The organism is Pseudoalteromonas luteoviolacea (assembly GCF_021654285.1).
Taxonomy (GTDB): domain Bacteria; phylum Pseudomonadota; class Gammaproteobacteria; order Enterobacterales; family Alteromonadaceae; genus Pseudoalteromonas; species Pseudoalteromonas luteoviolacea_J.
Window position 1 is genome coordinate 93,570 of record NZ_JAKFZS010000004.1, and the last position, 23,054, is coordinate 116,623.

The window sequence follows — 23,054 nt, forward strand, 5'->3', positions numbered from 1 at the left end:
TCGGTACTAACGCAAAGTGAGGCGTGTTAATTAAAGTTGCTGGGCGCATTGTCAACAGTCATAACGACATATGCGAATGGCTAAATAATGGGAGAAAAGATGATGGCAATTAAAGTTGGGATCAATGGCTTTGGCAGAATGGGCCGATTGACTATGCGTGCACTGTGGAATTCGCCAGGTATAGAGTTGGTGAAGATAAATGATCCCGCAGGCGATGCACTTACTTTAGCACATTTGATGAACTTTGATTCTGTACACGGCAAGTGGCAACATGAGGCGTTGAGTGAGGGCAGTGAGATGATCATTGGCGATCAGCGCATTGCAGTAACGCAGCAAGTGTCCGTTACTGATAATGACTGGTCGATGTGTGACCTTGTAATAGAAGCCTCAGGTAAGATTAAAACCAAAGAGAAGCTCGCTGCTTTTTTTGCTCAAGGTGTGAAGCAAGTGGTTGTGACTGCACCAGTCAAAGAAGAGGGGGTATTAAATGTTGTGATGGGTGTAAACCACACGGATTACGATGTTGAGCAGCATCCGATAGTGACAGCGGCTTCTTGTACGACTAACTGCTTAGCGCCCGTTGTTAAAGTGCTACAGGATAATATTGGCATTAAACACGGCTCGATGACGACAATCCACGATATTACCAATACACAGACCATCATTGACGCACCGCATAAAGATTTGCGCCGTGCGCGTTCATGCGGCACGAGTCTTATTCCAACGACGACGGGCTCAGCAACGGCAATCACGCATATTTTCCCTGAGCTGAAGGGTAAGTTAAATGGTCACGCTGTGAGAGTACCTCTAACGAATGCTTCGATTACGGATTGCGTATTTGAAGTCAATCGTGAAACCAGTATCGAAGAGGTTAACAGCTGGATGGAGCAAGCTTCAAACGGTGAACTTGCAGGCGTATTAGGGTATGAAACGCGTCCACTTGTATCAATAGATTATAAAACGGACCCAAGAAGTGCCATAGTTGATGCGCCATCAACTATGGTGGTCAATGGCACGCAAGTTAAATTATACGTTTGGTATGATAACGAGTGGGGCTATGCAAATAGAACCGCAGATTTAGTCCGTTTGGTTATCGATAAGCGCTGGGGATAACATCATGACGCAGTCACTTATGGCAAGGCTATCACCAGAAATTAAGCAGTACCTTGTTATCACTGGTAACTATTGGTCATTCACCTTGACAGATGGTGCGCTGCGTATGTTGGTGGTGCTGTATTTTCATCAACTGGGATACAGCCCACTGGCGATTGCCTCGTTATTTTTGTTTTATGAAATCTTTGGCGTGGTTACCAATTTATTGGGGGGCTGGTTAGGCGCACGTCTTGGCTTAAATAAAACCATGAATATAGGGCTATTTTTGCAGATAGTGGCTGTGTCTATGTTGGCATTAGATGAGCAATTGCTGACAATTGCCTATGTCATGGTCGCGCAGGCTTTGTCTGGTATTGCCAAAGATCTCAATAAAATGAGTGCCAAAAGTGCCATTAAATTACTGGTTCCGAAAGATCAAGATAGTACTTTGTATGGGTGGGTAGCACTACTTACTGGTTCAAAAAACGCCTTAAAAGGGGTCGGTTTTTTCCTTGGTGGCTTATTACTGACTTTACTGGGCTTTCAAGGCGCTTTATGGTTTATGGCAGCAATGCTGACAATCACTTGGATATCAAGCTTAGTGTTGTTGAAGCAAGACTTAGGTAAGAAAAAGAATAAACCCAAGTTCAATGAACTGTTTTCTAAAAGTCGCCAGTTAAATCTATTGGCGGCGGCGCGTTTGTTCTTGTTTGCTTCACGCGATGTTTGGTTTGTGGTGGCTTTACCTGTCTTTTTGGCCTCAACATTTGGTTGGGATCATTGGTGGGTTGGCGGTTTTATGGCGTTTTGGGTTATCGCTTATGGCATAGTCCAAGCGAACGCGCCAAAAATCACAGCAAAGCAAGGTGGTAATTACCAACAAGCATTCAAGTGGGTCGCCTTACTGTCAATTATACCAGCTATGCTGGCTTTGGGTTTGTGGTTAAACTGGCAGCCTAAGATAGTGATTATCGCTGGTTTATTGATATTTGGCGCCGTATTTGCCGTTAACTCATCGTTGCATAGTTTCTTAATCGTGAAAATCGCTGATAGTGATGGCGTGTCGATGGATGTTGGCTTTTATTACATGGCTAATGCAATGGGCAGATTGTTAGGTACGGTATTATCTGGTCTTGTTTATCAGTTTTATGGCCTTGAAGCCTGTTTGATGATTTCAAGTGCAATGCTTATATTGGCAGGTGGGTTTACATATGGACTGAGCAAGCGCGGTTAGGCGCTTGCTGAATTTCACTAAAGACTAGTGTAATTGCTGAGGCAGTTTAAAGGCTGATGTAACCTGTTTCAGGGTTTTAGATTGCTTATCTAGTTCAAGGCTCGCGCTGGTAACTTGATCTGCACCTGCAGCGTTATCAATAGCCGCTTGTCTAATTGACTCAACATTATATGAAATCTCTTCCGTCGTCGCAGATTGCTCTTGAGCCGCCTGAGCAATGGTTTGCGCACTCAGTGCTATTTGATTGATTTGATGTACACTTTGCTCAAGTAAAGAGGCGCTGTCATTGGCTGCTGTGATCGTCTGTTTAGTCGCTTCAGCGGATGCATGCATCTCAGATACGGCTGTTTGTGATGTAGACTGAAGATTGGCAATCATATTTTCAATGTCGGCAGTAGATGCTTGAGTTTTTTGTGCAAGCTGTCTGACTTCGTCAGCAACAACGGCAAATCCACGCCCATGCTCTCCTGCTCGCGCAGCTTCAATGGCTGCGTTGAGTGCGAGCAAGTTAGTCTGCTCAGTCACAGCTTGGATAACTTCGATAACGCGGCTGATATTTTGCGTATTGTACTCAACTTCTTTAATGGCCGTTTCTGAGTTCTCAACGGCGGTGCTGAGCGCTTCCATTTGTACGACTGTATCTCTGAGAGTTTGGTTTGCTGACAAAGATGTTTTTTCTGCATCCAAGCTTAAATCGGCAACATTACGCGCATTGGTTGCTACTTCATCGATAGAGTGAGACGTTTGCTGAATTGCTTCGGCGACTTGCTCAATATTGGCATGCTGCTCTTGTAAGCTAGCGTTTGCTTGTTCACTGGCAGCACTTGTCTGTGTGGCTGTAGAAGCCAGCTGTGCTGTGGTTTCAACTATGGTGCCTATCACGCTAGTTAAATAGGTGTTCATCTGTCGCATTGCGCCATACACACCAATGGCGTTCTCGTCACGGCCAAACTGCTCTCTTAGGTCACCTGCAGCGATCCGCTCACTGATCTTGCGCATTTCAATTGGCTCACCACCAAGTGGCTTTAAAACCGAACGGGCGATCAATACCGTTGCTCCAGCGACTGATAAAACAGTTAATAAAAAGATAAGGGCAATAATCCAGTAGAGTTTATAAACTGGCGCAAAAGCTTCGGCTTTGTCTATTTCAGCCAAAAGTACCCATTTTAATCCAGCGAATGTATAAGGAAGATAAGCGGATAAAACAGGGTTGCCATTATAATCGATAATAATTTCTGTATCAGAGATCCCTTGTAAGCCTCGGCGAACAGCGACGGTATCGACACCATTTGCTTCAACCGATCCAGCAAAACTAGCAATGACGGTATGATTAATTGGATCTAAAAATGAATCTGAACGCATGCGGAAATCATTACCAACAAGATATGACTCACCAGTTTCTCCCATGCCATCACGCTGTTGCATAATGGCGTTTATCGCATCGATTGAAAGTTGTAGTGCAAGTACCGAGTTGACTTGACCGTCAATTATGACGGGAATACCAATGAAGGCAGCAGGGTCATTATTGCTCGGTGCATACGCACTGTAGTCGGCTAAGATAAACTTTCTTGCTGAAATGACTTGAGTAAACAAAGTAGCTAGCCCTGAGTTATTGAACGGGCCAGTAACAAGATTGGTGTTGTAATCAGACTCTTTAGCAACTGTATAGCTAATTAAGCCATCGCGTTCTATCACGAAAAAGTCGTAAAACCCCTTCTCATTGATGAAGGTGTCAAAAAGGCTGTGATAGTTATGAGCCAGGTCTGAGTTTGACAGGGTAGGGTTTTGCTCAACGAGAAGTTGCCATTTTTTTGCGATAACTGATAAGTCACCTTTTCTTGCATTAAGGTAATCATCAATTTGTTTGTGTTTTATTTGTTTGATGGAAGTAAGCTGATTATATGCCTGTTTTTCAAGTGCTGTGGAGGCGGTCCACAAAGAGACCATCGCCAGTATACCTGCTGGTATTAGACCAATGAGCATAAATGAAATGAGTAATCGAGTTTTGATCAGCATACTTCTTTTTACCTTGCGAACGTAGAATATTGCTATTATGTCAATAAAGTGGGTTACATATTTTAAACAAATGGGCCCGGTATAGATACACGCAAAAAGTATGGTTTAGATTAAGATTTGAGTTAAATGTGGGTTAATAAATAACCAAAAAGTAACTTTCCCTGTCTTTTGGTCATAAAATAAACGACATATTTACTGGTTTATTCGTAGGTGAAAGAACTTAAGTATTGTTTTATAGAGAATATTAAGGAAAGTAATTATATATCTTTGCCATATAAAGATATAATTTTTTATAACTATTTATTACGTAAAAATTGAATTTAATTCCTAAATTTAATTATTTGTAAATCGTCCATAAAAAGGCCCGTTAGGGCCTATGGTTATAAAATATACATTGTGTTTACATCGCTATCCTAAGATAGTGCGGCAATTCTTTGCTCAAGTGGTGGGTGTGAGGCAAACAAATCGACCACGCTCTTACCTGATGCGATACCAAATGCCATCATTGAACCTTCTAACTTAGATTCTTGATTGCTACGTAGACGTTCAAGTGCAGCTTTCATTTTGTGTGCACCGACTAAGTCAGCAGCCCCTTTGTCGGCAGCATATTCTCGCTTACGGCTAAAGTAAGCAACGATCATAGATGCTAAGAAGCCAAACAGAATTTGGAAGATAAGGTCAAAGATCATGTAGGTCCAGCTAAAGCCTTCGCCTTCTTCATCACCATTTAAGAAGCCGTCGACAATATTGGCCAGTACTTTTGAAATAAAAATGACGAATGTATTTACGACCCCCTGAATCAGCGTCAGTGTGACCATATCACCATTAGCAACATGGGATACCTCATGTGCGAGCACTGCTTCTGCTTCACTTTGGCTCATGCCTGCAAGTAAGCCGCTACTGACAGCAACGAGTGAGTCATTTTTACTGGGGCCTGTAGCAAAGGCATTGATCTCTGGGCTGTCATAAATGGCAACCTCTGGCATTTTGATACCCGCTTTTTGTGCTTGCGCTGCCACGGTGCTGACTAACCAATGCTCGGTCTCATTGCGAGGCTGCTCGATTACATAGGCACCCGTTGACTTTTTGGCCATCCACTTTGAGATATATAGCGAAATAAATGCACCACCAAAACCAAATACGGCTGCAATGGTGAGCATGCCGGCATAACTTCTAGAGGAAACCCCTAGAATGGATAAAATAATGGACAACACAACCATGATGGCTAAGTTTGTTGCTAGAAAAAGTAACACGCGTTTCATAGTCACCTCATTAAAATTGAATTTACTTACTTATTTTTACTCTTGCTACGCAAAAAGTGTTCATTGCTCTCTATCAATATGGAGGACAAATTGATTTTCTCAATAGCGAGTATGGCGTTGAAGTGTTACAAGATGTTGTCGGGTGAAAAAGCCTGTAAATCGTCTTTGCTTTGCAATGAGGGTAGGTAAACTAAGCCAAGAGGATAAAAAAAACCCCTCTTGCGAGGGGTTTTGGGTAACTCAGCGCCTTTGGCACTGGGAATGAGGTCGGTACAATTGTGTTAGTTTTTAATCTTCTATGTTGACCACGTAATATACGTTTTACGCAAACTGCATTTCAGGAATATCGCCTTCGACGATTAATTTACCTGCAGTCTTGCTGATAATTTCATCAACACTAACACCTGGCGCGCGCTCAAGCAAATGAAATGCGCCGTCTTTTATTTCTAACACAGCGAGATCGGTCACAATCTTTTTCACACAATTTACCCCAGTCAGTGGCAGTGTACATGACTCAAGTAATTTAGAATCGCCGTGTTTACTAGCATGGGTCATGGTCACAACAATATTTTGTGCGCCTGCGACGAGATCCATCGCACCACCCATGCCTTTGATTAACTTTTTCGGGATCATCCAAGAAGCAATATTGCCGCTCTGATCCACTTCAAATGCACCTAATACCGTTAAGTCTACATGACCACCACGTATCATGGCAAAGCTTTCTGCGCTATTAAAAATAGCTGCTCCTGTGGCTGCTGTCACGGTTTCTTTACCCGCATTGATCATATCTGCGTCAACTTGGTCAGCATCTGGGTACGGACCCATACCCAGTAAGCCATTTTCAGACTGTAGCATCACTTCCATATTGTCAGGTACGTAGTTCGCAACAAGCGTTGGAATACCAATACCTAGGTTTACGTAGTAACCATCTTGAAGCTCTTGCGCAACGCGCATTGCAATTTGTTCACGATTTAAAGCCATGGTGATCTCCTTACTTGCGCGTAGTAACACGTTCGATGCGTTTTTCAAAGTTACCTTTGATAACGCGGTTAACATAAATACCTGGGGTGTGAATTTCGCTTGGCTCTAATTCGCCAGGCTCAACTATTTCTTCTACCTCAACAACGGTAATTTTGCCAGCTGTTGCAGCCATCGGGTTGAAGTTCATCGCGGTATGACGGAAGACCAAGTTGCCATAGCGGTCTGCTTTCCAAGCTTTAACAATGGCAAATTCACCGGTGATAGATTCCTCAAGAATATAAGGGCGACCGTTAAATTCTTTAACCTCTTTGCCTTCAGCAACAGGTGTACCATATCCAGTTGCGGTGTAAAAACCTGGAATACCTGCACCGCCAGCACGCATTTTTTCTGCTAGCGTGCCTTGTGGGGTAAGCTCTACGTCAATAATGCCGTCAAGTAGTTGCTGCTCGAATAGGGCATTTTCACCAACATAGGATGCGATGATTTTTTTGATTTGACGGTCGTGCAACAAAATACCAAGACCAAAATCATCAACACCGCAGTTATTAGATACCACAGTCAGCTCTTTAGTCTGCTTACGTTTGATTTCAGCGATTAAACCTTCTGGAATACCACACAGTCCAAAACCACCGGCAATAACGGTATCTCCATCTTTGAGACCCTCCATTGCTTCTTCGTAGCTAGAAACTACTTTATCGAAACCGGCCATTAGCCCACTCCTCGTTGTCAATATTGTCTTGTTGTTAAGACTGGCACGTATTTTTTAATGCCAAAGAAACCTTACTTACAGGCGCTTTGTTAAGCGCATCGCAAATTTGCCAGCCTGCTTTTGCTAGCCTTTCTAAATCAATTTCGGTACTAATGCCAAGTCCTTGCAGCAAGTAAATAACATCCTCAGTGGCAACATTTCCTGACGCCCCTTTGGCATAAGGGCAGCCGCCGAGACCTGCAACCGCGCTGTCTATGGTTGCAATACCCATTTCTAGCGCCTTGTGAATGTTTGCAAGCGCTTGGCCATATGTATCATGGAAATGCACTGCAAGCCTTTGTGCTGGTATGTGTTCGAGTAGCAAGCTTAGCAGTGATTCTATTTGATTTGCCGTGCCGACACCTATGGTATCGCCGAGGCTTATCTCATAACAGCCGAGTGCCAACAATTGTTTACATACTGCGAGAACCTGCTCGGGTTCCACTTTTCCCTGGTAGGGGCAGCCTGCAATACAACTGACATAACCTCTTACTTTGATGTTGTTTTTTTGTGCAAGCTCAACCACAGGACGAAAGCGTTCAATACTTTCTTTAATGCTGCAATTGATGTTTTTTTGCGTAAACGCTTCACTGGCAGCCGTGAAGATAGCAAATTCGTCAACTTGGTTTTCAAGGGCTAATTCAGCCCCTTTTAGATTCGGTGTAAGGGCACTTATTTCTACGCCTTCTTTGCGTGTAATACCTTGTATCACTTGCGCCGAATCAGCCATTTGCGGCACCCATTTAGGGGAGACAAAAGCGCCGGCTTCAAGGTGCTTTAATCCGGCGTCGGCTAATGCATTTAAAAGCGTAATTTTGCTTTGCGTACTGACTGAGGCCTCGTTTTGCAAGCCATCGCGGGCACCCACTTCGACAATTTTGACTTGAGTAGGGTAGTTAGCCATTTGCTTCTTCCTCAACAATGGCCAGCATAGCGCCATGGCTTACGAGTTCACCTTCATCAAAGCAGTAGCTTGTCAGTGTGCCATCAAATGGTGCGTTGAGGGTATATTCCATCTTCATCGCTTCAATAACGACAATAGGATCTCCTTTACTGACTTTTGCTCCCACTGTTTGTAAGTGTTTCACGACGGTGCCATTGAGCGGCGCAGCCAAAGGAGCCTCCTGATGTTCTTGCTCGCTCACGTAGTGCTTAGTTTTGAGCTCGAAGGTGTGCTGATAAGGGCCGTACATTACCGTGATTGTTGACTCGTCAATGAGTACATCGGCAATCATGCGTTTACCATCAACATTCGCAATCAGTTGGTGACCTTCAAGCTTGGCTTCTACGCGGTGTTCAAAGTCTTGGTAGTGAACTTGCCAATGATGACCTTGCGCTTGTGCAACGACAAAGTGCTCGGTGAATGGTACAGTGAGCTTACGAGCTTGATTGAGTCTAAAGCCCACTTGCTGCCACGGAGTATTGAGTTTTGGTGCTTGTTTATGAGCAAGGTAAGCAATACTTGCCAAGCAAACTAAAGTGTTACTTGGTGCTTTAGATGCTGTTAGCTCGTCTGTTTGCGTATCAATAAAGTGCGTATCAGGTGCACCAGCCATAAAGGTTGGGTGTTCAGCTAAATGATGTAGAAATGCAATGTTGCTTTTCACACCCGCTAGGTGCACTTCATTAAGCGCAGATCTGAGCTTAAGCAAAGCCGTGCGTCTGTCGTGACCGTGCACAATTAATTTGGCGATCATTGGGTCATAGAACGGACTAATTTCATCACCTTGTTGCACGCCAGTGTCAATTCGCACGCCGCGCTGTGCTTTAGGGAAGCTCAGATGCGCTAAATTACCCGAGTAGGGCATGAAGTTTTCTTCAGGGTCTTCAGCATAAATACGTGCTTCGAAGCTGTGGCCTTGTAATGTGATGTGCTCTTGCGAAAGTGGCAGGTGCTCATTATTTGCCACACGAATTTGCCATTCAACCAGGTCTTGTCCAGTTACCATTTCAGTGACTGGGTGCTCTACTTGCAGGCGCGTATTCATTTCCATAAAGAAGAACTCGTCACCGCACAGTAAAAATTCAACAGTACCAGCACCTCGATAATTAATGGCTTGTGCACAGCGAACAGCCGCTTCACCCATCTCTTTGCGTAGCGCATCACTTAAGTCGGGTGCTGGTGCTTCTTCAATGACTTTTTGATGACGTCGTTGCAAAGAACAATCTCTGTCACCCAAGTACACGCAATTGCCATGGTTATCAGCAAACACCTGTACTTCTACGTGGCGCGGTTTATCGACAAAACGCTCTAGTAACACTAGATCGTTACCAAAGCTTGCCAAAGCTTCGCGCTTAGCGCCTTCTAATGCACTCAAAAATTCATCAGCACTTCTGACAACACGCATACCTTTACCACCGCCACCAAAAGCGGCTTTGATAAGGACTGGGTAGCCAACCTTTTCAGCTTCTGAGGTTAAAAACTCGGTGTCTTGCTGCTGGCCGTAGTAGCCTGGCACAAGTGGAACATTGGCTTGTGCCATGATTTCTTTTGCGCGGGTTTTTGACCCCATGGCTTCGATTGAGCTGGCAAGTGGGCCAATGAAAACAATATTGTTTTCTTCACAGGCATTCGCAAAAGCATCGTTTTCTGACAAAAAGCCGTAGCCTGGGTGAATGCAATCAGCGCCACTTTGCTTGGCAACCTCTAAAATACGTTCACTAACAAGGTATGAGTCTTTGCTAGGTGCTGGGCCAATGAAATAGGCTTCATCTGCTTGTTTTACATGCAGTGCATCGGCATCCGCTTCTGAATAAACCGCGACTGTACTCATGCCTAAGCGTTTTGCGGTGCGCATGACTCGGCAGGCGATTTCACCTCGGTTAGCGATTAAGATTTTTTTTAACATGTTATTCTCCTTATTCGCTTGCCGTCGGTTGCCAATTAGGCGCGCGTTTATCAAAAAAGGCACTCAAACCTTCTTGTCCTTCTTCACTTACTCGAATTTCAGCGATGCGTTTTGCGGTGTGTGTGATCAGTTGCTCATCGATGGCTTTACCAGCGACTTCATCAATCAGAGACTTTGCACTTTTGACGGCAGTTGGACCATTATTTAAAAGCTGCTCAATGAAGTACTCTTCGCTTTGCTCTAAATTGTCACTGATCTGGTGAATAAGCCCAAGCTCGAGGGCTTTCTCAGCTTGAAAGACTTCAGCCGTTAAAAAGTAACGTCTCGCTTGCCTTTCGCCAATCGCTTTAATCACATATGGACTAATAACCGCAGGGATAAGGCCCAGTTTGACCTCACTCAAGCAAAATTTCGCATTGGGTGTTGCAACCGCAATATCACAACATGCGATAAGGCCAAGAGCGCCACCAAAAGCAGCACCTTGTACCAAACATAGAGTTGGGTGAGGGGAGGAAGCCAGCACTTGCATCAGCTTTGCCAGCTCTAGAGAGTCAGCGACGTTTTCTTCATAATTGTTATCCGCCATTGACTTCATCCAAGCTAAGTCAGCGCCAGCTGAAAAATGCTTACCATTGGTTTTTAAAACCAATGCGCGAATGTCTAGCTCATTGGCATAATCAATGGTTTTGATTAGCTCTGCGATAATTTCAGCATTAAATGCATTGTGTTTTTCAGGGCGACTTAATTCTAAAATCGCCACTTTGCTCTTTGTAATATTTAAAGTGACAGACATGTACGCCCCCTACATTCTGAAAATACCAAACTTAGATTCTTGACGCGGCGCGTTCGCCGCAGCTTCTAGCGCCAGACCTAATACGTTGCGTGTGTCTGCTGGATCGATGATGCCATCATCCCACAGCCTTGCACTGGCGTAGTATGGATGACCTTGCTTTTCATACTGCTCGACAATCGGCTTTTTGAACTCAGCAACTTCGTCGTCATTCATGCTCAGGCCTTTACGCGCTAAGCCATCTTGACGGACTTGTGTGAGTACGCCAGCTGCCTGTTCACCGCCCATGACGGATATTCGTGCATTTGGCCACATCCACATCATGGTGGGTTCGTATGCGCGACCACACATGCCGTAGTTACCAGCGCCGTATGAGCCACCAATAAGTACCGTAAATTTAGGTACGTCGGCGCAGGACACAGCGGTAACCATTTTGGCACCATGTTTGGCGATGCCTTCGGCTTCGTATTTTTGGCCAACCATAAACCCAGTGATATTTTGTAAAAACAACAGAGGAATATCACGTTGTGCACATAGTTGGATAAAGTGTGCGCCTTTTTGCGCCGACTCTGAAAACAAGATACCGTTATTTGCGACGATCCCTACTGGACGACCAAATATTTCGGCAAAGCCGGTGACAAGCGTTTCGCCAAAGTAGCGCTTAAACTCGTCAAACTGAGAGTCATCCACGATGCGCGCAATCACTTCTCTGACATCAAATGGTTTTTTAAGATCGGTACCGACAATGCCGTAGATCTCTCTAATATCATATCTAGGTGGTTTGATGTCTTTTAGAATAGGTTGGGTAGGGCGCTGATGGTTTAGTCGTTCAATACATTGGCGTGCAATTGAGAGGGCGTGCTCGTCATTTTCTGCATAGTGATCGGCCACACCAGACACTTTACAGTGTACATCTGCACCACCCAAATCCTCTGCACTGACCTCCTCACCAGTAGCCGCTTTTACTAAAGGCGGACCAGCTAAGAAAATCGTACCTTGCTCTTTAACAATGATACTTTCATCAGCCATGGCGGGTACATAGGCACCACCTGCGGTACATAAACCCATGACCACGGCAATTTGCGGAATGCCTTTGGCTGACATACGGGCTTGATTATAAAAGATGCGGCCAAAGTGCAGTTTATCTGGGAATACTTCGTCTTGCTCAGGTAAATTAGCGCCACCAGAATCGACCAAATAAATACATGGTAGGTGGCAACGCTCTGCGATTTCTTGCGCCCTTAAATGCTTTTTAACTGTTAAAGGGAAATAAGTACCGCCTTTTACAGTCGCGTCGTTGCCAACAATCATACATTCGACGCCCTTAACGCGTCCGATCCCAGCGACAACACCAGCACATGGAATGTCTTGTTCGTATACGCCAAACGCGGCAAATTGAGAAATTTCTAAAAAGGGAGAGCCTTCGTCAAGTAGGGTATCAATCCTGTCACGCACAAACAGTTTACCGCGACTTTGATGGCGAGCAATGAGGGCTTCGCCACCGCCTTGACTTAAATTTGCGACCTTATCATTTAAATCAGCAACCAATGACGCCATAGCGTCATGGTTGTCTTTAAATTGTTGGTCATGCGTATTAACTGAAGTATTTAATACCGTCATGCCACTTCTCCTTAACGGCTTTCATTGAATAACTCACGACCGATCAGCATACGACGTATTTCAGACGTACCTGCGCCAATTTCATAGAGTTTGGCATCACGCAAAAGTCGACCAGTTGAGTATTCATTGATGTAACCATTACCGCCAAGTAGCTGAATCGCGTCTAGAGCAAGTTTGGTGGCAAGTTCAGCGGCATATAAAATTGCGCCAGCGGCATCTTTACGGGTGGTTTCACCACGGTCACAGGCTTTTGCTACTGTATATACGTACGAACGCGCCGCATTCATTTGCGTATACATATCTGCGATTTTGCCTTGTACCAATTGGAATTCGCCAATTGATTGATTGAACTGTTGACGCTCATGAATATACGGCACAACCACATCCATACATGCTTGCATGATACCCAGTGGGCCACCTGCTAATACAACGCGCTCATAATCAAGTCCGCTCATGAGGACTTTAACGCCCTCGTTTAACGTACCTAGAATATTTTCTTCAGGCACTTCACAGTCTTCAAATACAAGCTCACAGGTGTTTGAACCACGCATACCTAACTTATCGAGTTTTTGCGCAGTAGAAAAACCAGGAGAGTTACGCTCAACGATAAAAGCGGTAATACCGCGAGGGCCTGCATCTAATTCAGTTTTGGCGTATATAACAAATACATCGGCATCAGGACCATTGGTGATCCACATTTTGTTGCCGTTCAGGACGTATTTATCGCCTTTTTTCTCGGCTTTGAGTTTCATTGAAACTACATCAGAACCTGAGTTCGGCTCACTCATTGCCAATGCGCCGATGTGCTCGCCGCTGATTAGCTTAGGTAAATATTTTTCTTTTTGTGCTTGGTTACCGTTGCGGTTGATTTGGTTTACACACAGATTAGAGTGTGCACCGTAGCTCAAACCAATAGACGCGCTTGCACGGCTAATTTCTTCCATTGCGATTACGTGCTCTAAATAGCCCATATTCGCACCGCCAAATTCCTCTGGCACAGTGATGCCGAGTAAGCCCATTTCGCCAAACTTTGGCCATAGCTCATTTGGAAAGTTATTTTCTTGGTCGGTCTTTTCTGCCAATGGCGCGATTTCGCTGGTGGCAAAGTTATTGACATGATCACGGATCATATCTGCGGTTTCACCAAGTCCAAAATTGAGTTCTTTATATAGTGATACTGTGCTCATCTTGTTGTCATCCTGTGTGAGAATTTGTGTTATACCCTAGCGGGTGGCTGAGGCTGCTTTTGGTATACGCCTCAGCGAACAAATACTGTGTACTGATTAGTCTTGTAATTCTTTTAGTGTATCTAGACAGCGTCTTTCTGCTGTCACCAGTTCCATGAGGACGACTTTTATGTCATCCATCTGCTGACTTAGATCTGCTTTTTTTTCTTCTATTAATTGCAGCATAGTATGGAGCTGTTTTTCGCTGGATTTGTCTGCATCATAAAGCTCAAACAATCTACCAGTTTCGGCAAGCGTAAAACCAAGTCGCTTACCGCGCAGAATAAGTTTGAGGCGCACTTTGTCTCGTTTTGAATAAATTCGGGTCTGACCATTACGTTCTGGCGAAAGTAATCCTTGATCTTCATAAAAACGAATACTTCGTGTGGTAATGTCAAATTCCTTAGCGAGTTCGCTTATTGAGTAGGTTGGTTCTTTATTGGTGTCTTGCATTATTTACACACTTACTTCGAAACTGATTAGATCAATATAAGTGAAGTTTACGTAAAGGTAAAGTGTCGTTTTTGCATCATGCTTTAGTCGCATATGCAAAATCTGGATCTTGAACTACTTTTAGCTCGCATAAGGCACTATATGCTTTGTTAATTTGCTCTTAAACATGGGATATAGCAAGGGAATGCGCAGTAAAATGCCAACTTGGCAAGACAGCTGTGCAAGTAAACTTTACATTTTTGAAAATCGCAAAGCGCTTGTTTTTAGATTTACGTTGGCGTAAACGTAAATTTTAGGTATGCTCGACGTAAGAGATTACTAAAAGCAAGCAATTTGCTTGTTAACAGGAGTTTTAAATGAGTAACGAAGCCGTAGTCATCGTAGCAGCCAAACGTACCCCTATGGGTGGTTTTATGGGAAGCCTATCTGGTGCAGCTGCAACAGATTTAGGTGCAACTGCAATTAAAGCTGTCATGAATGATACTGGTTTATCGGATGCCAGCATCGATGAAGTTATTATGGGATGTGTACTGCCTGCGGGCCTTGGCCAAGCGCCAGCGCGCCAAGCTGTTTTGCATGCAGGTCTTGCACGTTCAACTGGTGCAACAACTATCAATAAAGTATGTGGCTCAGGTCTTAAAGCAGCCATGTTCGCTCATGATTTAATTAAATCAGGTAGTATCAAAACTGCGATTGCAGGTGGTATGGAAAGCATGACAAATGCACCATATTTCATGCCAAATGCGCGTGGTGGTATGCGCATGGGCCACAATCAAGTTATCGATCACATGATGGCTGATGGTCTTGAAGATGCATATGATAAAAAAGCAATGGGCTGCTTTGCTCAAGATACTGCAGATCAATATGGCATTACTCGCGAAAATATGGATGAGTTTGCTCTTAATTCATTAAGTAAAGCAAACGCAGCAATTGAAAGCGGCAACTTCGACAATGAGGTTATCCCGCATGTTATTTCTACTCGCAAAGGCGACATCGAAGTAACAACAGACGAGCAGCCAGGTAACGCGCGTCCAGATAAAATTCCTTCACTACGTCCAGCCTTCAAAAAAGACGGCACCATCACAGCAGCTAATTCGTCATCTATTTCAGATGGTGCAGCGGCGCTTATTTTGATGAGTGAGTCAGAAGCAAAGGCACATGGCTTAACACCGCTATGTAAAATTGTGGCACATGCTACACATTCTCAAGCGCCAGCTGAGTTTACAATTGCGCCAGTGGGTGCGATGAACTCATTGCTTGATAAAGCAGGTTGGTCAAAAGAAGACGTAGACCTTTGGGAAATCAATGAAGCATTTGCCATGGTAACTATGCTTGCTATCAATGAAATGCAACTTGATAGTGCAAAAGTTAACGTCAATGGCGGTGCATGTGCACTAGGTCACCCAATTGGCGCAAGTGGTGCGCGTATTTTGGTGACACTTATCCATGCACTTCGCAATCGTGGCCTATCAAAAGGCATCGCATCACTGTGTATCGGTGGTGGTGAGGCGGTTGCACTAGCAGTAGAAGTTTAAAATCGTCAAAGCGCCGCACTTATACTAATTTCTAACGCGGCGCTACTTTCAGTTTTTTTGGGGAGGAGTGCAAAATGCACCAGGTACCACTATACATCAACGGTGAATTCACACAGTCGCAGTCTGACAAATGGTTAGACGTTGTTAATCCAGCAAATCAAGAAGTCCTTGCACAGGTACCTTGCGCTACGTCACAAGAAGTACAAGCAGCTATTAATTCAGCACAAGAGGCGTTCCAAACTTGGAAGAATGTCCCTGTACCTGAGCGTGCACGTATCATGATGCGTTATGCTGCATTATTAAAAGAGCACCAAGAAGAAATCGCAACCATCATTTGTCATGAGCTTGGCAAAACATTCGAAGATGCCAAAGGCGATGTTTGGCGCGGTATTGAAGTAGTTGAACAAGCAGCTAATGCGCCAGCTATGATGATGGGTGAAACCGTTGAAAATGTAGCACGTAACATTGATACATATTCATACATTCAACCGCTTGGTGTATGTGCGGGTATCACGCCATTTAACTTTCCTGCAATGATCCCACTTTGGATGTTCCCAATGGCGATTGTATGCGGAAACACATTTGTACTAAAACCATCAGAGCAAGACCCACTAACACCAATGCGCCTAGTAGAATTATTCGAAGAAGCCGGTGCGCCAAAAGGGGTGTTACAGGTTGTGCATGGTGGCAAAGATCAAGTTGACCAGATTTTAGAAGCTCCAGAGATCCGTGCGGTCTCATTTGTTGGTTCGTGTGGTGTTGGTCAATACATTTATAGTAAAGGCACGGAAAACCTTAAACGCGTCCAAGCTTGTGTAGGTGCTAAGAACCATATGGTAATTATGCCTGATGCGAGCAAAGAGCAAACAATTAATAACCTTGTTGGTGCATCAGTGGGTGCTGCTGGCCAGCGTTGTATGGGTATTTCAGTTGCTGTATTTGTCGGCAAATCACAAGAATGGGTTGATGACTTAAAAGCGGGCCTTGAAAAAGTGCGTCCGGGTGTGTGGAATGATCCGGAAGCTGCGTATGGCCCACAAACGTCAGCAGCAGCAAAAGCGCGTATTCTGTCTTTGATTGAATCGGGCAAAGAGCAAGGTGCAACTTGTTTACTTGATGGCTCTAACTTTACCGTTGAAGGTTATGAAAACGGTAACTGGGTAGGCCCAACACTATTTACCAATGTGACAACAGACATGGACATTTACAAAGAAGAGATCTTTGGTCCAGTATTAAATTGTGTGTTTGTTGATACGCTTGAAGAGGCAATCACGCTGGTTAATAACAGCCCATATGGTAACGGTGTATCGTTATTCACAGCAAGCGGCGCTGCTGCTCGTAAATTCCAACAAGAAATTCAAGTAGGTCAGGTGGGTATTAATATTCCTATTCCTGTGCCACTTCCTTTCTTCTCATTCACGGGGTGGAAAAACTCTTTCTACGGTGATGTGCACACGTATGGTAAACAAGGTGTTCGTTTCTACACAGAGACGAAGACTATCACATCTCGCTGGTTTGCTGATGAAGCGGTAACCGGCCCTAATATGAGCATTAACTTACGTTAATCCAATATATTTCCAAAGCCCAGTACCTATGCTGGGCTTTTAGTAGTACCGCCTGACGCAGATCAGGTGCAACAAGAATAAAAACAAGTGATGAAAATCGCTTGATACGACAACAAGAGAGGTCTTTTATGGACTTTAATCTGAATGAAGATCAACAGGCATTCGCCGAAACCGCTTACCAATTCGCTATGACTGAACTTGCGCCAAATGCTGCGCGCTGGGATCAGGAGCATATTTTTCCTAAAGATGTAATTAAACAAGCGGGTGAGTTGGGTTTTTGCGGTTTATACACACCAGAAGAAGCGGGTGGCTTAGGTCTATCTCGCCTAGATTCAAGCATTATCTTTGAGCAGCTGTCTATGGGCTGTACCGCGACGACAGCGATGTTGACTATCCATAACATGGCAACTTGGATGATCGCCAGTTTTGGTACCGATGCGGTAAAGAGCCAATATATGGACCAGCTGGTAATGGGGGAATTATTAGCATCTTACTGCTTAACGGAACCTGGTTCAGGTTCTGATGCGGCGTCACTTAAAACCAAAGCGGTGCTTGAAGGTGATGAATATGTCTTAAATGGCTCAAAAATGTTTATCTCTGGTGCAGGTGAGACGGACGTGTTAGTTGTCATGGCACGTACTGGCGAAGAAGGCCCTAAAGGGATCTCAGCATTTGTTGTCCCAGCGGATGCGGCAGGCGTTATTTATGGTAAAGCCGAAGAGAAAATGGGCTGGAATGCACAGCCAACACGTTTAATTACCTTTGAAGATGTCAGAATTCCAGCTGCCAACCTGATGGGTAAAGAAGGCGAAGGCTTTAAATTTGCAATGCAAGGCCTTGATGGTGGTCGTATCAATATTGCCACATGCTCTATTGGTACTGCGCAGCAAGCACTGAATACAGCAAAAGAGTATATGCAAGAACGTCAGCAGTTTGGAAAACCTTTGGCTGCATTCCAAGCACTGCAATTTAAAATTGCTGACATGAACACTGAGCTGGTTGCTGCGCGCCAAATGGTTCGCTTGGCAGCGTTTAAACTAGATAGCAATGACCCGGAGAAAACCACTTACTGTGCGATGGCAAAACGTTTTGCGACAGATGTAGGCACAAAGGTGTGTGATGATGCACTGCAGATCCACGGTGGTTATGGTTATATCAAAGAATACCCACTTGAGCGCCATTTACGTGATGTGCGCGTTCACCAAATCTTAGAGGGCACAAACGAGATCATGCGTGTGATCATTGCCCGTCGAATTTTAGCCGAAGGCGCTGCAAGCGTTTTATAAGGAGCAAATAAATGTCTGCACAATTAAAACTTGAAAAACGTGGTCACATTGCAATAGTTACTATGTCTAATCCACCTGCAAACACGTGGACACGTGACACGCTGGTTGGCTTAAAAGAGCTGGTAAACGAATTAAACGCGGATAAAGAAATCTACTCGTTGGTCATTACCGGCGAAGGTGAGAAGTTCTTCTCAGCGGGTGCTGATTTAAATGTATTTGCAGATGGTGACAAAGGCGTTGCTGCCGATATGTCGCGTGTCTTTGGTGAAGCATTCGAAACACTGAGCAACTTCCGTGGTGTATCAATTGCGGCCATTAATGGCTTTGCAATGGGCGGCGGTTTAGAGGTGGCGTTGGCGTGTGATATTCGTATTGCTGAAGCACAAGCTCAAATGGCACTGCCTGAAGCAAAGGTTGGTCTGCTTCCTTGTGCGGGTGGCACACAAAACCTGTCTTGGCTGGTTGGTGAAGGTTGGGCGAAGCGTATGATTTTATGCGGTGAGCGCCTCAAAGCTGACAAAGCAGAGAAGATTGGCTTAGTTGAAGAAGTGGTAGAGCAGGGTCAAGCTTTAGAAGCTGCGCTGGCACTTGCTACAAAAGTGGAAGATCAAAGCCCTGTTGCGGTTACAGCATGTAAGTCACTTATTCAAAAAGGTCGTACAGGCACGATTGACAGTGCATTGCCGCTTGAGCGCGAATTGTTCGTAACATTATTTGATACACAAGATCAAAAAGAAGGCGTGAACGCATTCTTAGAGAAACGCAAAGCAAATTGGGTGAATGGCTAATGGTTGAATTACAGTTACTAAACCAAGAAGACGCGCCAGTCGTGTTCCAATTGGCGCACTGTAATAACGACATGAAGGTCGCAGTTGCGACCTTAAATGCGCCAAAAGCGTTGAATGCGCTTAACTTAGATATGATTCGTTTACTTGCGCCGCAGTTAAGCGAGTGGTCGGCAGATGACAGCATCGCCATGGTCGTGCTTAAAGGCGCTGGCGAAAAGGCATTTTGTGCAGGTGGTGATGTTGTTAGTCTGTACAAAGCGATGGCTGCTGACGACGACAATAATTACTTGGAAACCTTCTTTAGCGAAGAGTACCGCCTAGATTATCAAATCCATAATTATGACAAGCCTATCCTTTTATGGGGTAACGGTATCATTATGGGTGGCGGCCTTGGTCTAATGGCTGGTGCAAGTCACCGTGTAGTTACTGAGACATCTCGTATTGCGATGCCTGAAATTACCATAGGTTTATATCCTGATGTAGGTGGCTCGTATTTCCTCAACAAAATGCCAGAAGGTGTTGGTCTATTTTTAGGTTTAACAGGCGCCTCTGTGAATGCCAATGATGCAAAGTTTGTCGGATTAGCTGATCATTTCATCAATGCAGATCATTTTGATATTTTGCTTCATAACTTAAGTGAAGTGAACTGGGGCAAAACGAATGTGCTCAACCATGATAAGTTGACGCAGCTTCTATTATCGATAGAGGAGGGCGCACATTCATTGCCGAACAGTGCAATAAAGCCACTGGAAAAAGACATTAAGAAGTTAGTGGAACACACTGGTTTAGCCGCACAGGTTGACCATATTTTGTCAATGGATAGCAGCGATAATAAGTGGCTTAGCAAGGCACAAGCAGGTTTAAAGCATGGTTCACCTTTAAGTGCCGTGCTGGTCAGTGAGCAACTTAAACGCCTTGCTGGTCAATCGTTAAAAGCCTGTTTTTCACAAGAACTTAGTATGTCCGTTCACTGTGGTGAGGTTGGTGAATTTCAAGAAGGTGTGCGTGCACTGTTAATAGATAAAGACGGCAAGCCAAATTGGCGCTTTAAATCAATTGCTGAGGTTGATAGTAAGGTGGTTGACGGCTTTTTTGTACCAAAGTGGGATGATGAAAACCACCCATTAGCAAGTATGTAAGGAAATAAAGATGGCAAAAGTTGGATTTATTGGCCTAGGTAATATGGGTGGCCCAATGGCTGCGAATTTAGTCAAAGCAGGTCATGATGTCACTGTATTTGATTTAAATGAAGAAGTGGTAAATCAATTAGTTGAGCAAGGCGCAAGCGCTGCTAAGAAAGTATCTGATACCTGCGCAGGTGCAGACTTTGTGATCAGCATGCTGCCTGCGGGCAAACATGTTCGCTCAATTTATACTGGCGAAGATGGATTAATCAACTACCTTAGTAAGTCGGCACTGGTTATTGACTGTTCGACAATAGATGCAGAGTCTGCTCAGTTTGTTGGTAAAACACTGGCAAATGCGGGCGTGTCTTTTGTTGATGCACCAGTGTCTGGGGGTGTGGCAGGAGCCGCTGCTGGGACGTTGACTTTCATTGTTGGTGGACGCGACGAAGAATTTGCCAAAGCGCACACAGTGTTGAAAGATATGGGTAAAAATATCTATCATGCTGGGGACATAGGTGCCGGGCAGGTCGCAAAAATTTGTAATAATATGCTGCTGTCAATTTTAATGGCAGGGACCAGCGAAGCACTCCAAATGGGTGTAGATCACGGCTTAGATCCCAAAGTATTGAGCGAAATCATGCTCAATAGCTCTGGGCGCAATTGGACACTTGAAGTGTATAACCCATGCCCGAATGTACTGGACAATGTGCCTTCTTCAAATGAGTACAAACCGGGTTTCATGGTGGATTTGATGGCAAAAGACTTAGGACTTGCAATGCAGGCCGCTCAGCAGACAAATTCAGCCACCCCAATGGGCGCACTGGCGAAAAATCTGTATAACCTGATGCAAAATCAAGGCAAAGGGTCGGAAGATTTTAGTGCGATATTTAAACTTTTCTCTGAAAAGTCTTAAAATGTAAAGGTTTAAAATTTAATTATGAATGTAGAAAATAAAACGGTTGTTATTACTGGGGGCGCGCAAGGCTTAGGTCTTGCTATGGCACATAAAATGGCAAGCTTAGGTGCAAACCTTGCACTTGTAGACATGCAAGAAGAAGTGTTGCATGCTGCAGTTGAAGAGCTTAGCCAATTTGATGTAACCGTTAGAACTTACGTTGCAAATGTCAGTATTGAAAGCAACGTAGAAGAAGTATTTGATAAAATTGTACAAGACTTTGGCTCGCTATCTGTGCTTATCAACAATGCGGGTATTTTACGTGATGGCTTATTTGTTAAAGTCAAAGAAGGCGAAGTGATTAATAAAATGTCGCTTGATCAGTTCCAATCACTGATGGATGTCAATCTTACAGGTGTGTTCCTATGTGGTCGTGAAGCGGCTGTAAAAATGATTGAGGCAGATCAAGGTGGCGTGATTATTAACATGTCGAGTGTGGCACGTGCTGGTAACATTGGCCAAACTAATTACTCAGCTGCAAAAGCTGGTGTTGTGGCAATGACGACAACATGGGCAAAAGAGCTAGGTCGTTATGGTATTCGTGTCGGCGCTATTGCGCCAGGTGTTATTCGTACTAAGATGACGGATGCGATGAAGCCAGAAGCAAAAGACCGCTTGGTTAAAATGAAGCCAGTAGGCCGTTTGGGTGAAGCACGAGAAATTGCCCATACTGCGCAATATATTATTGAAAATGAGTTCTTTACCGGTCGTGTCGTCGAAATTGACGGTGGTATTCGACTTTAAAAAAATATCGAATATTTTCGTTGTTTTGTAATAAAATATCGTTAATATTCAAAGTATTCGCATACTTATGTTCCTTTATCTTCGAAAGAAGAGAGTGTGTTGAATAAAGCGGTGGGGGTGTGTCCCGCCGCTTTTTTAGTTCAAACCCCTCAATTTTACACCTTATTCTCTTTTGCGCTTTTAATCGCAACCAGTTACTCTTGCTCAAATTATAAGTGTTGTAGCCAAATTGGTTGGGTTTTAATTATGATTCATAAGTTACTTCTTCTTGTTGTATTGATCACGCTACTCCCTGGGTGCCAATCTAATCGCGCCATCATTAAAGATATTGACGCCATCCATAAGCAAGAAAAAAAGGGCATTAAGCTCTATCATCAAAAAGCATATCCCGAGGCATTTGAGGCGCTTGGCGAACTCGCTACATGGGGTTATAAAGATGCACAGTATTATTTGGCATTTATGTTTTTAAAAGGCCAGCACGTCGAGCAATCAACATTAATTGGTATGGGCTGGTTAGGTGTCGCTGCGGAGTCAGGTATTGAAGAGTGGGTCAATTTCTATGATGTACTCTACGCGAAAGCAACCCCTCAGATGCAACAGCAAATAGACAAAGTGGTTGCTGACTATAAACGTAGGTTTGGTATGAAAGCGCAATTCGTTACTTGCCGAAATTCCACCACGGTAGGGTCAAATAAGATTGCCGTAAAATGTACCAAAGAAGATAAAATATCTACAGTTTATCCGCTGGATCTGCACGAAACGCAACTTAACCTCGACTAATAT

20 protein-coding genes are annotated in these 23,054 nt (G+C 44.2%); 10 read left to right on the forward strand and 10 right to left on the reverse strand.

Going from position 1 to position 23,054, the window contains the following annotated elements; all coding sequences use genetic code 11:
• Positions 1 to 102 precede the first annotated feature (102 nt).
• Together L1077_RS04560 and arsJ are read left to right on the forward strand one after the other, a co-directional pair.
• Positions 103 to 1,113, forward strand: coding sequence for an ArsJ-associated glyceraldehyde-3-phosphate dehydrogenase (locus L1077_RS04560; protein WP_237135918.1), 1,011 nt, complete (start codon positions 103 to 105; stop codon positions 1,111 to 1,113).
• 4 nt (positions 1,114 to 1,117) lie between these two features.
• Complete coding sequence (gene arsJ / locus L1077_RS04565) at positions 1,118 to 2,326, forward strand: organoarsenical effux MFS transporter ArsJ (RefSeq protein WP_237135777.1); 1,209 nt, start codon at positions 1,118 to 1,120, stop codon at positions 2,324 to 2,326.
• A 24-nt stretch (positions 2,327 to 2,350) separates the two neighbouring features.
• Here the strand turns inward: arsJ and L1077_RS04570 are convergent, their stop codons facing one another.
• The 10 genes from L1077_RS04570 to L1077_RS04615 form a co-directional block, all read right to left on the reverse strand.
• A complete protein-coding gene (locus L1077_RS04570) occupies positions 2,351 to 4,342 on the reverse strand; it encodes a methyl-accepting chemotaxis protein (protein ID WP_237135778.1) in 1,992 nt (663 codons plus the stop codon).
• 413 nt (positions 4,343 to 4,755) lie between these two features.
• A complete protein-coding gene (gene htpX, locus L1077_RS04575) occupies positions 4,756 to 5,604 on the reverse strand; it encodes a protease HtpX (protein WP_237135779.1) in 849 nt (282 codons plus the stop codon).
• Positions 5,605 to 5,925: 321 nt separating this feature from the next.
• Entirely contained in the window at positions 5,926 to 6,585 is a 660-nt protein-coding gene (locus L1077_RS04580) for a 3-oxoacid CoA-transferase subunit B (RefSeq protein WP_237135780.1), read from the reverse strand.
• A 10-nt stretch (positions 6,586 to 6,595) separates the two neighbouring features.
• Positions 6,596 to 7,294: a CoA transferase subunit A gene (locus L1077_RS04585; protein WP_039607929.1), complete on the reverse strand. Its 699-nt coding sequence runs from the start codon at positions 7,292 to 7,294 to the stop codon at positions 6,596 to 6,598.
• Between the two features lie 34 nt (positions 7,295 to 7,328).
• The gene (locus L1077_RS04590) at positions 7,329 to 8,237 is read right to left on the reverse strand and encodes a hydroxymethylglutaryl-CoA lyase (protein ID WP_237135781.1); all 909 of its coding nucleotides are present in this window, start codon (positions 8,235 to 8,237) and stop codon (positions 7,329 to 7,331) included.
• Entirely contained in the window at positions 8,230 to 10,182 is a 1,953-nt protein-coding gene (locus tag L1077_RS04595) for an acetyl/propionyl/methylcrotonyl-CoA carboxylase subunit alpha (RefSeq protein WP_237135782.1), read from the reverse strand. The genes L1077_RS04590 and L1077_RS04595 overlap by 8 nt, the downstream gene beginning before the upstream one ends.
• A gap of 10 nt (positions 10,183 to 10,192) precedes the next feature.
• Positions 10,193 to 10,975: an enoyl-CoA hydratase/isomerase family protein gene (locus tag L1077_RS04600; RefSeq protein ID WP_237135783.1), complete on the reverse strand. Its 783-nt coding sequence runs from the start codon at positions 10,973 to 10,975 to the stop codon at positions 10,193 to 10,195.
• Between the two features lie 9 nt (positions 10,976 to 10,984).
• A complete protein-coding gene (locus L1077_RS04605; RefSeq protein ID WP_237135784.1) occupies positions 10,985 to 12,592 on the reverse strand; it encodes a carboxyl transferase domain-containing protein in 1,608 nt (535 codons plus the stop codon).
• Positions 12,593 to 12,603: 11 nt separating this feature from the next.
• Positions 12,604 to 13,779: an isovaleryl-CoA dehydrogenase gene (locus tag L1077_RS04610; protein ID WP_039607934.1), complete on the reverse strand. Its 1,176-nt coding sequence runs from the start codon at positions 13,777 to 13,779 to the stop codon at positions 12,604 to 12,606.
• 96 nt (positions 13,780 to 13,875) lie between these two features.
• Positions 13,876 to 14,271, reverse strand: coding sequence for a MerR family transcriptional regulator (locus L1077_RS04615; protein WP_023400459.1), 396 nt, complete (start codon positions 14,269 to 14,271; stop codon positions 13,876 to 13,878).
• A gap of 356 nt (positions 14,272 to 14,627) precedes the next feature.
• Between L1077_RS04615 and L1077_RS04620 the strand changes: the two genes are divergently transcribed.
• The 8 genes from L1077_RS04620 (at position 14,628) to L1077_RS04655 (ending at position 23,051) form a co-directional block, all read left to right on the forward strand.
• Positions 14,628 to 15,806, forward strand: coding sequence for a thiolase family protein (locus L1077_RS04620; protein ID WP_063362432.1), 1,179 nt, complete (start codon positions 14,628 to 14,630; stop codon positions 15,804 to 15,806).
• A 74-nt stretch (positions 15,807 to 15,880) separates the two neighbouring features.
• Positions 15,881 to 17,371, forward strand: a complete 1,491-nt coding sequence (locus tag L1077_RS04625; RefSeq protein ID WP_039607936.1) for a CoA-acylating methylmalonate-semialdehyde dehydrogenase — start codon at positions 15,881 to 15,883, stop codon at positions 17,369 to 17,371.
• 128 nt (positions 17,372 to 17,499) lie between these two features.
• The gene (locus tag L1077_RS04630) at positions 17,500 to 18,657 is read left to right on the forward strand and encodes an acyl-CoA dehydrogenase family protein (protein WP_046357796.1); all 1,158 of its coding nucleotides are present in this window, start codon (positions 17,500 to 17,502) and stop codon (positions 18,655 to 18,657) included.
• A gap of 11 nt (positions 18,658 to 18,668) precedes the next feature.
• Positions 18,669 to 19,445: an enoyl-CoA hydratase gene (locus L1077_RS04635; RefSeq protein WP_237135785.1), complete on the forward strand. Its 777-nt coding sequence runs from the start codon at positions 18,669 to 18,671 to the stop codon at positions 19,443 to 19,445.
• Positions 19,445 to 20,584, forward strand: coding sequence for an enoyl-CoA hydratase/isomerase family protein (locus L1077_RS04640; RefSeq protein ID WP_237135786.1), 1,140 nt, complete (start codon positions 19,445 to 19,447; stop codon positions 20,582 to 20,584). The genes L1077_RS04635 and L1077_RS04640 overlap by 1 nt, the downstream gene beginning before the upstream one ends.
• A 10-nt stretch (positions 20,585 to 20,594) precedes the next feature.
• Positions 20,595 to 21,485 carry a 3-hydroxyisobutyrate dehydrogenase gene (gene mmsB, locus L1077_RS04645; protein ID WP_237135787.1) on the forward strand — a complete coding sequence of 297 codons (891 nt, stop codon included), beginning with the start codon at positions 20,595 to 20,597 and terminating at the stop codon, positions 21,483 to 21,485.
• A gap of 24 nt (positions 21,486 to 21,509) precedes the next feature.
• The gene (locus tag L1077_RS04650; protein ID WP_237135788.1) at positions 21,510 to 22,271 is read left to right on the forward strand and encodes an SDR family oxidoreductase; all 762 of its coding nucleotides are present in this window, start codon (positions 21,510 to 21,512) and stop codon (positions 22,269 to 22,271) included.
• A 246-nt stretch (positions 22,272 to 22,517) separates the two neighbouring features.
• Entirely contained in the window at positions 22,518 to 23,051 is a 534-nt protein-coding gene (locus L1077_RS04655) for a sel1 repeat family protein (protein ID WP_237135789.1), read from the forward strand.
• Positions 23,052 to 23,054 lie beyond the last annotated feature (3 nt).

Coding starts and splice junctions, on each gene's coding strand:
- L1077_RS04560 (WP_237135918.1), top strand. CDS start 103: ATGGCAATTAAAGTTGGGATCAATGGCTTTGGCAGAATGGGCCGATTG.
- arsJ (WP_237135777.1), top strand. CDS start 1,118: ATGACGCAGTCACTTATGGCAAGGCTATCACCAGAAATTAAGCAGTAC.
- L1077_RS04570 (WP_237135778.1), bottom strand. CDS start 4,342: ATGCTGATCAAAACTCGATTACTCATTTCATTTATGCTCATTGGTCTA.
- htpX (WP_237135779.1), bottom strand. CDS start 5,604: ATGAAACGCGTGTTACTTTTTCTAGCAACAAACTTAGCCATCATGGTT.
- L1077_RS04580 (WP_237135780.1), bottom strand. CDS start 6,585: ATGGCTTTAAATCGTGAACAAATTGCAATGCGCGTTGCGCAAGAGCTT.
- L1077_RS04585 (WP_039607929.1), bottom strand. CDS start 7,294: ATGGCCGGTTTCGATAAAGTAGTTTCTAGCTACGAAGAAGCAATGGAG.
- L1077_RS04590 (WP_237135781.1), bottom strand. CDS start 8,237: ATGGCTAACTACCCTACTCAAGTCAAAATTGTCGAAGTGGGTGCCCGC.
- L1077_RS04595 (WP_237135782.1), bottom strand. CDS start 10,182: ATGTTAAAAAAAATCTTAATCGCTAACCGAGGTGAAATCGCCTGCCGA.
- L1077_RS04600 (WP_237135783.1), bottom strand. CDS start 10,975: ATGTCTGTCACTTTAAATATTACAAAGAGCAAAGTGGCGATTTTAGAA.
- L1077_RS04605 (WP_237135784.1), bottom strand. CDS start 12,592: ATGACGGTATTAAATACTTCAGTTAATACGCATGACCAACAATTTAAA.
- L1077_RS04610 (WP_039607934.1), bottom strand. CDS start 13,779: ATGAGCACAGTATCACTATATAAAGAACTCAATTTTGGACTTGGTGAA.
- L1077_RS04615 (WP_023400459.1), bottom strand. CDS start 14,271: ATGCAAGACACCAATAAAGAACCAACCTACTCAATAAGCGAACTCGCT.
- L1077_RS04620 (WP_063362432.1), top strand. CDS start 14,628: ATGAGTAACGAAGCCGTAGTCATCGTAGCAGCCAAACGTACCCCTATG.
- L1077_RS04625 (WP_039607936.1), top strand. CDS start 15,881: ATGCACCAGGTACCACTATACATCAACGGTGAATTCACACAGTCGCAG.
- L1077_RS04630 (WP_046357796.1), top strand. CDS start 17,500: ATGGACTTTAATCTGAATGAAGATCAACAGGCATTCGCCGAAACCGCT.
- L1077_RS04635 (WP_237135785.1), top strand. CDS start 18,669: ATGTCTGCACAATTAAAACTTGAAAAACGTGGTCACATTGCAATAGTT.
- L1077_RS04640 (WP_237135786.1), top strand. CDS start 19,445: ATGGTTGAATTACAGTTACTAAACCAAGAAGACGCGCCAGTCGTGTTC.
- mmsB (WP_237135787.1), top strand. CDS start 20,595: ATGGCAAAAGTTGGATTTATTGGCCTAGGTAATATGGGTGGCCCAATG.
- L1077_RS04650 (WP_237135788.1), top strand. CDS start 21,510: ATGAATGTAGAAAATAAAACGGTTGTTATTACTGGGGGCGCGCAAGGC.
- L1077_RS04655 (WP_237135789.1), top strand. CDS start 22,518: ATGATTCATAAGTTACTTCTTCTTGTTGTATTGATCACGCTACTCCCT.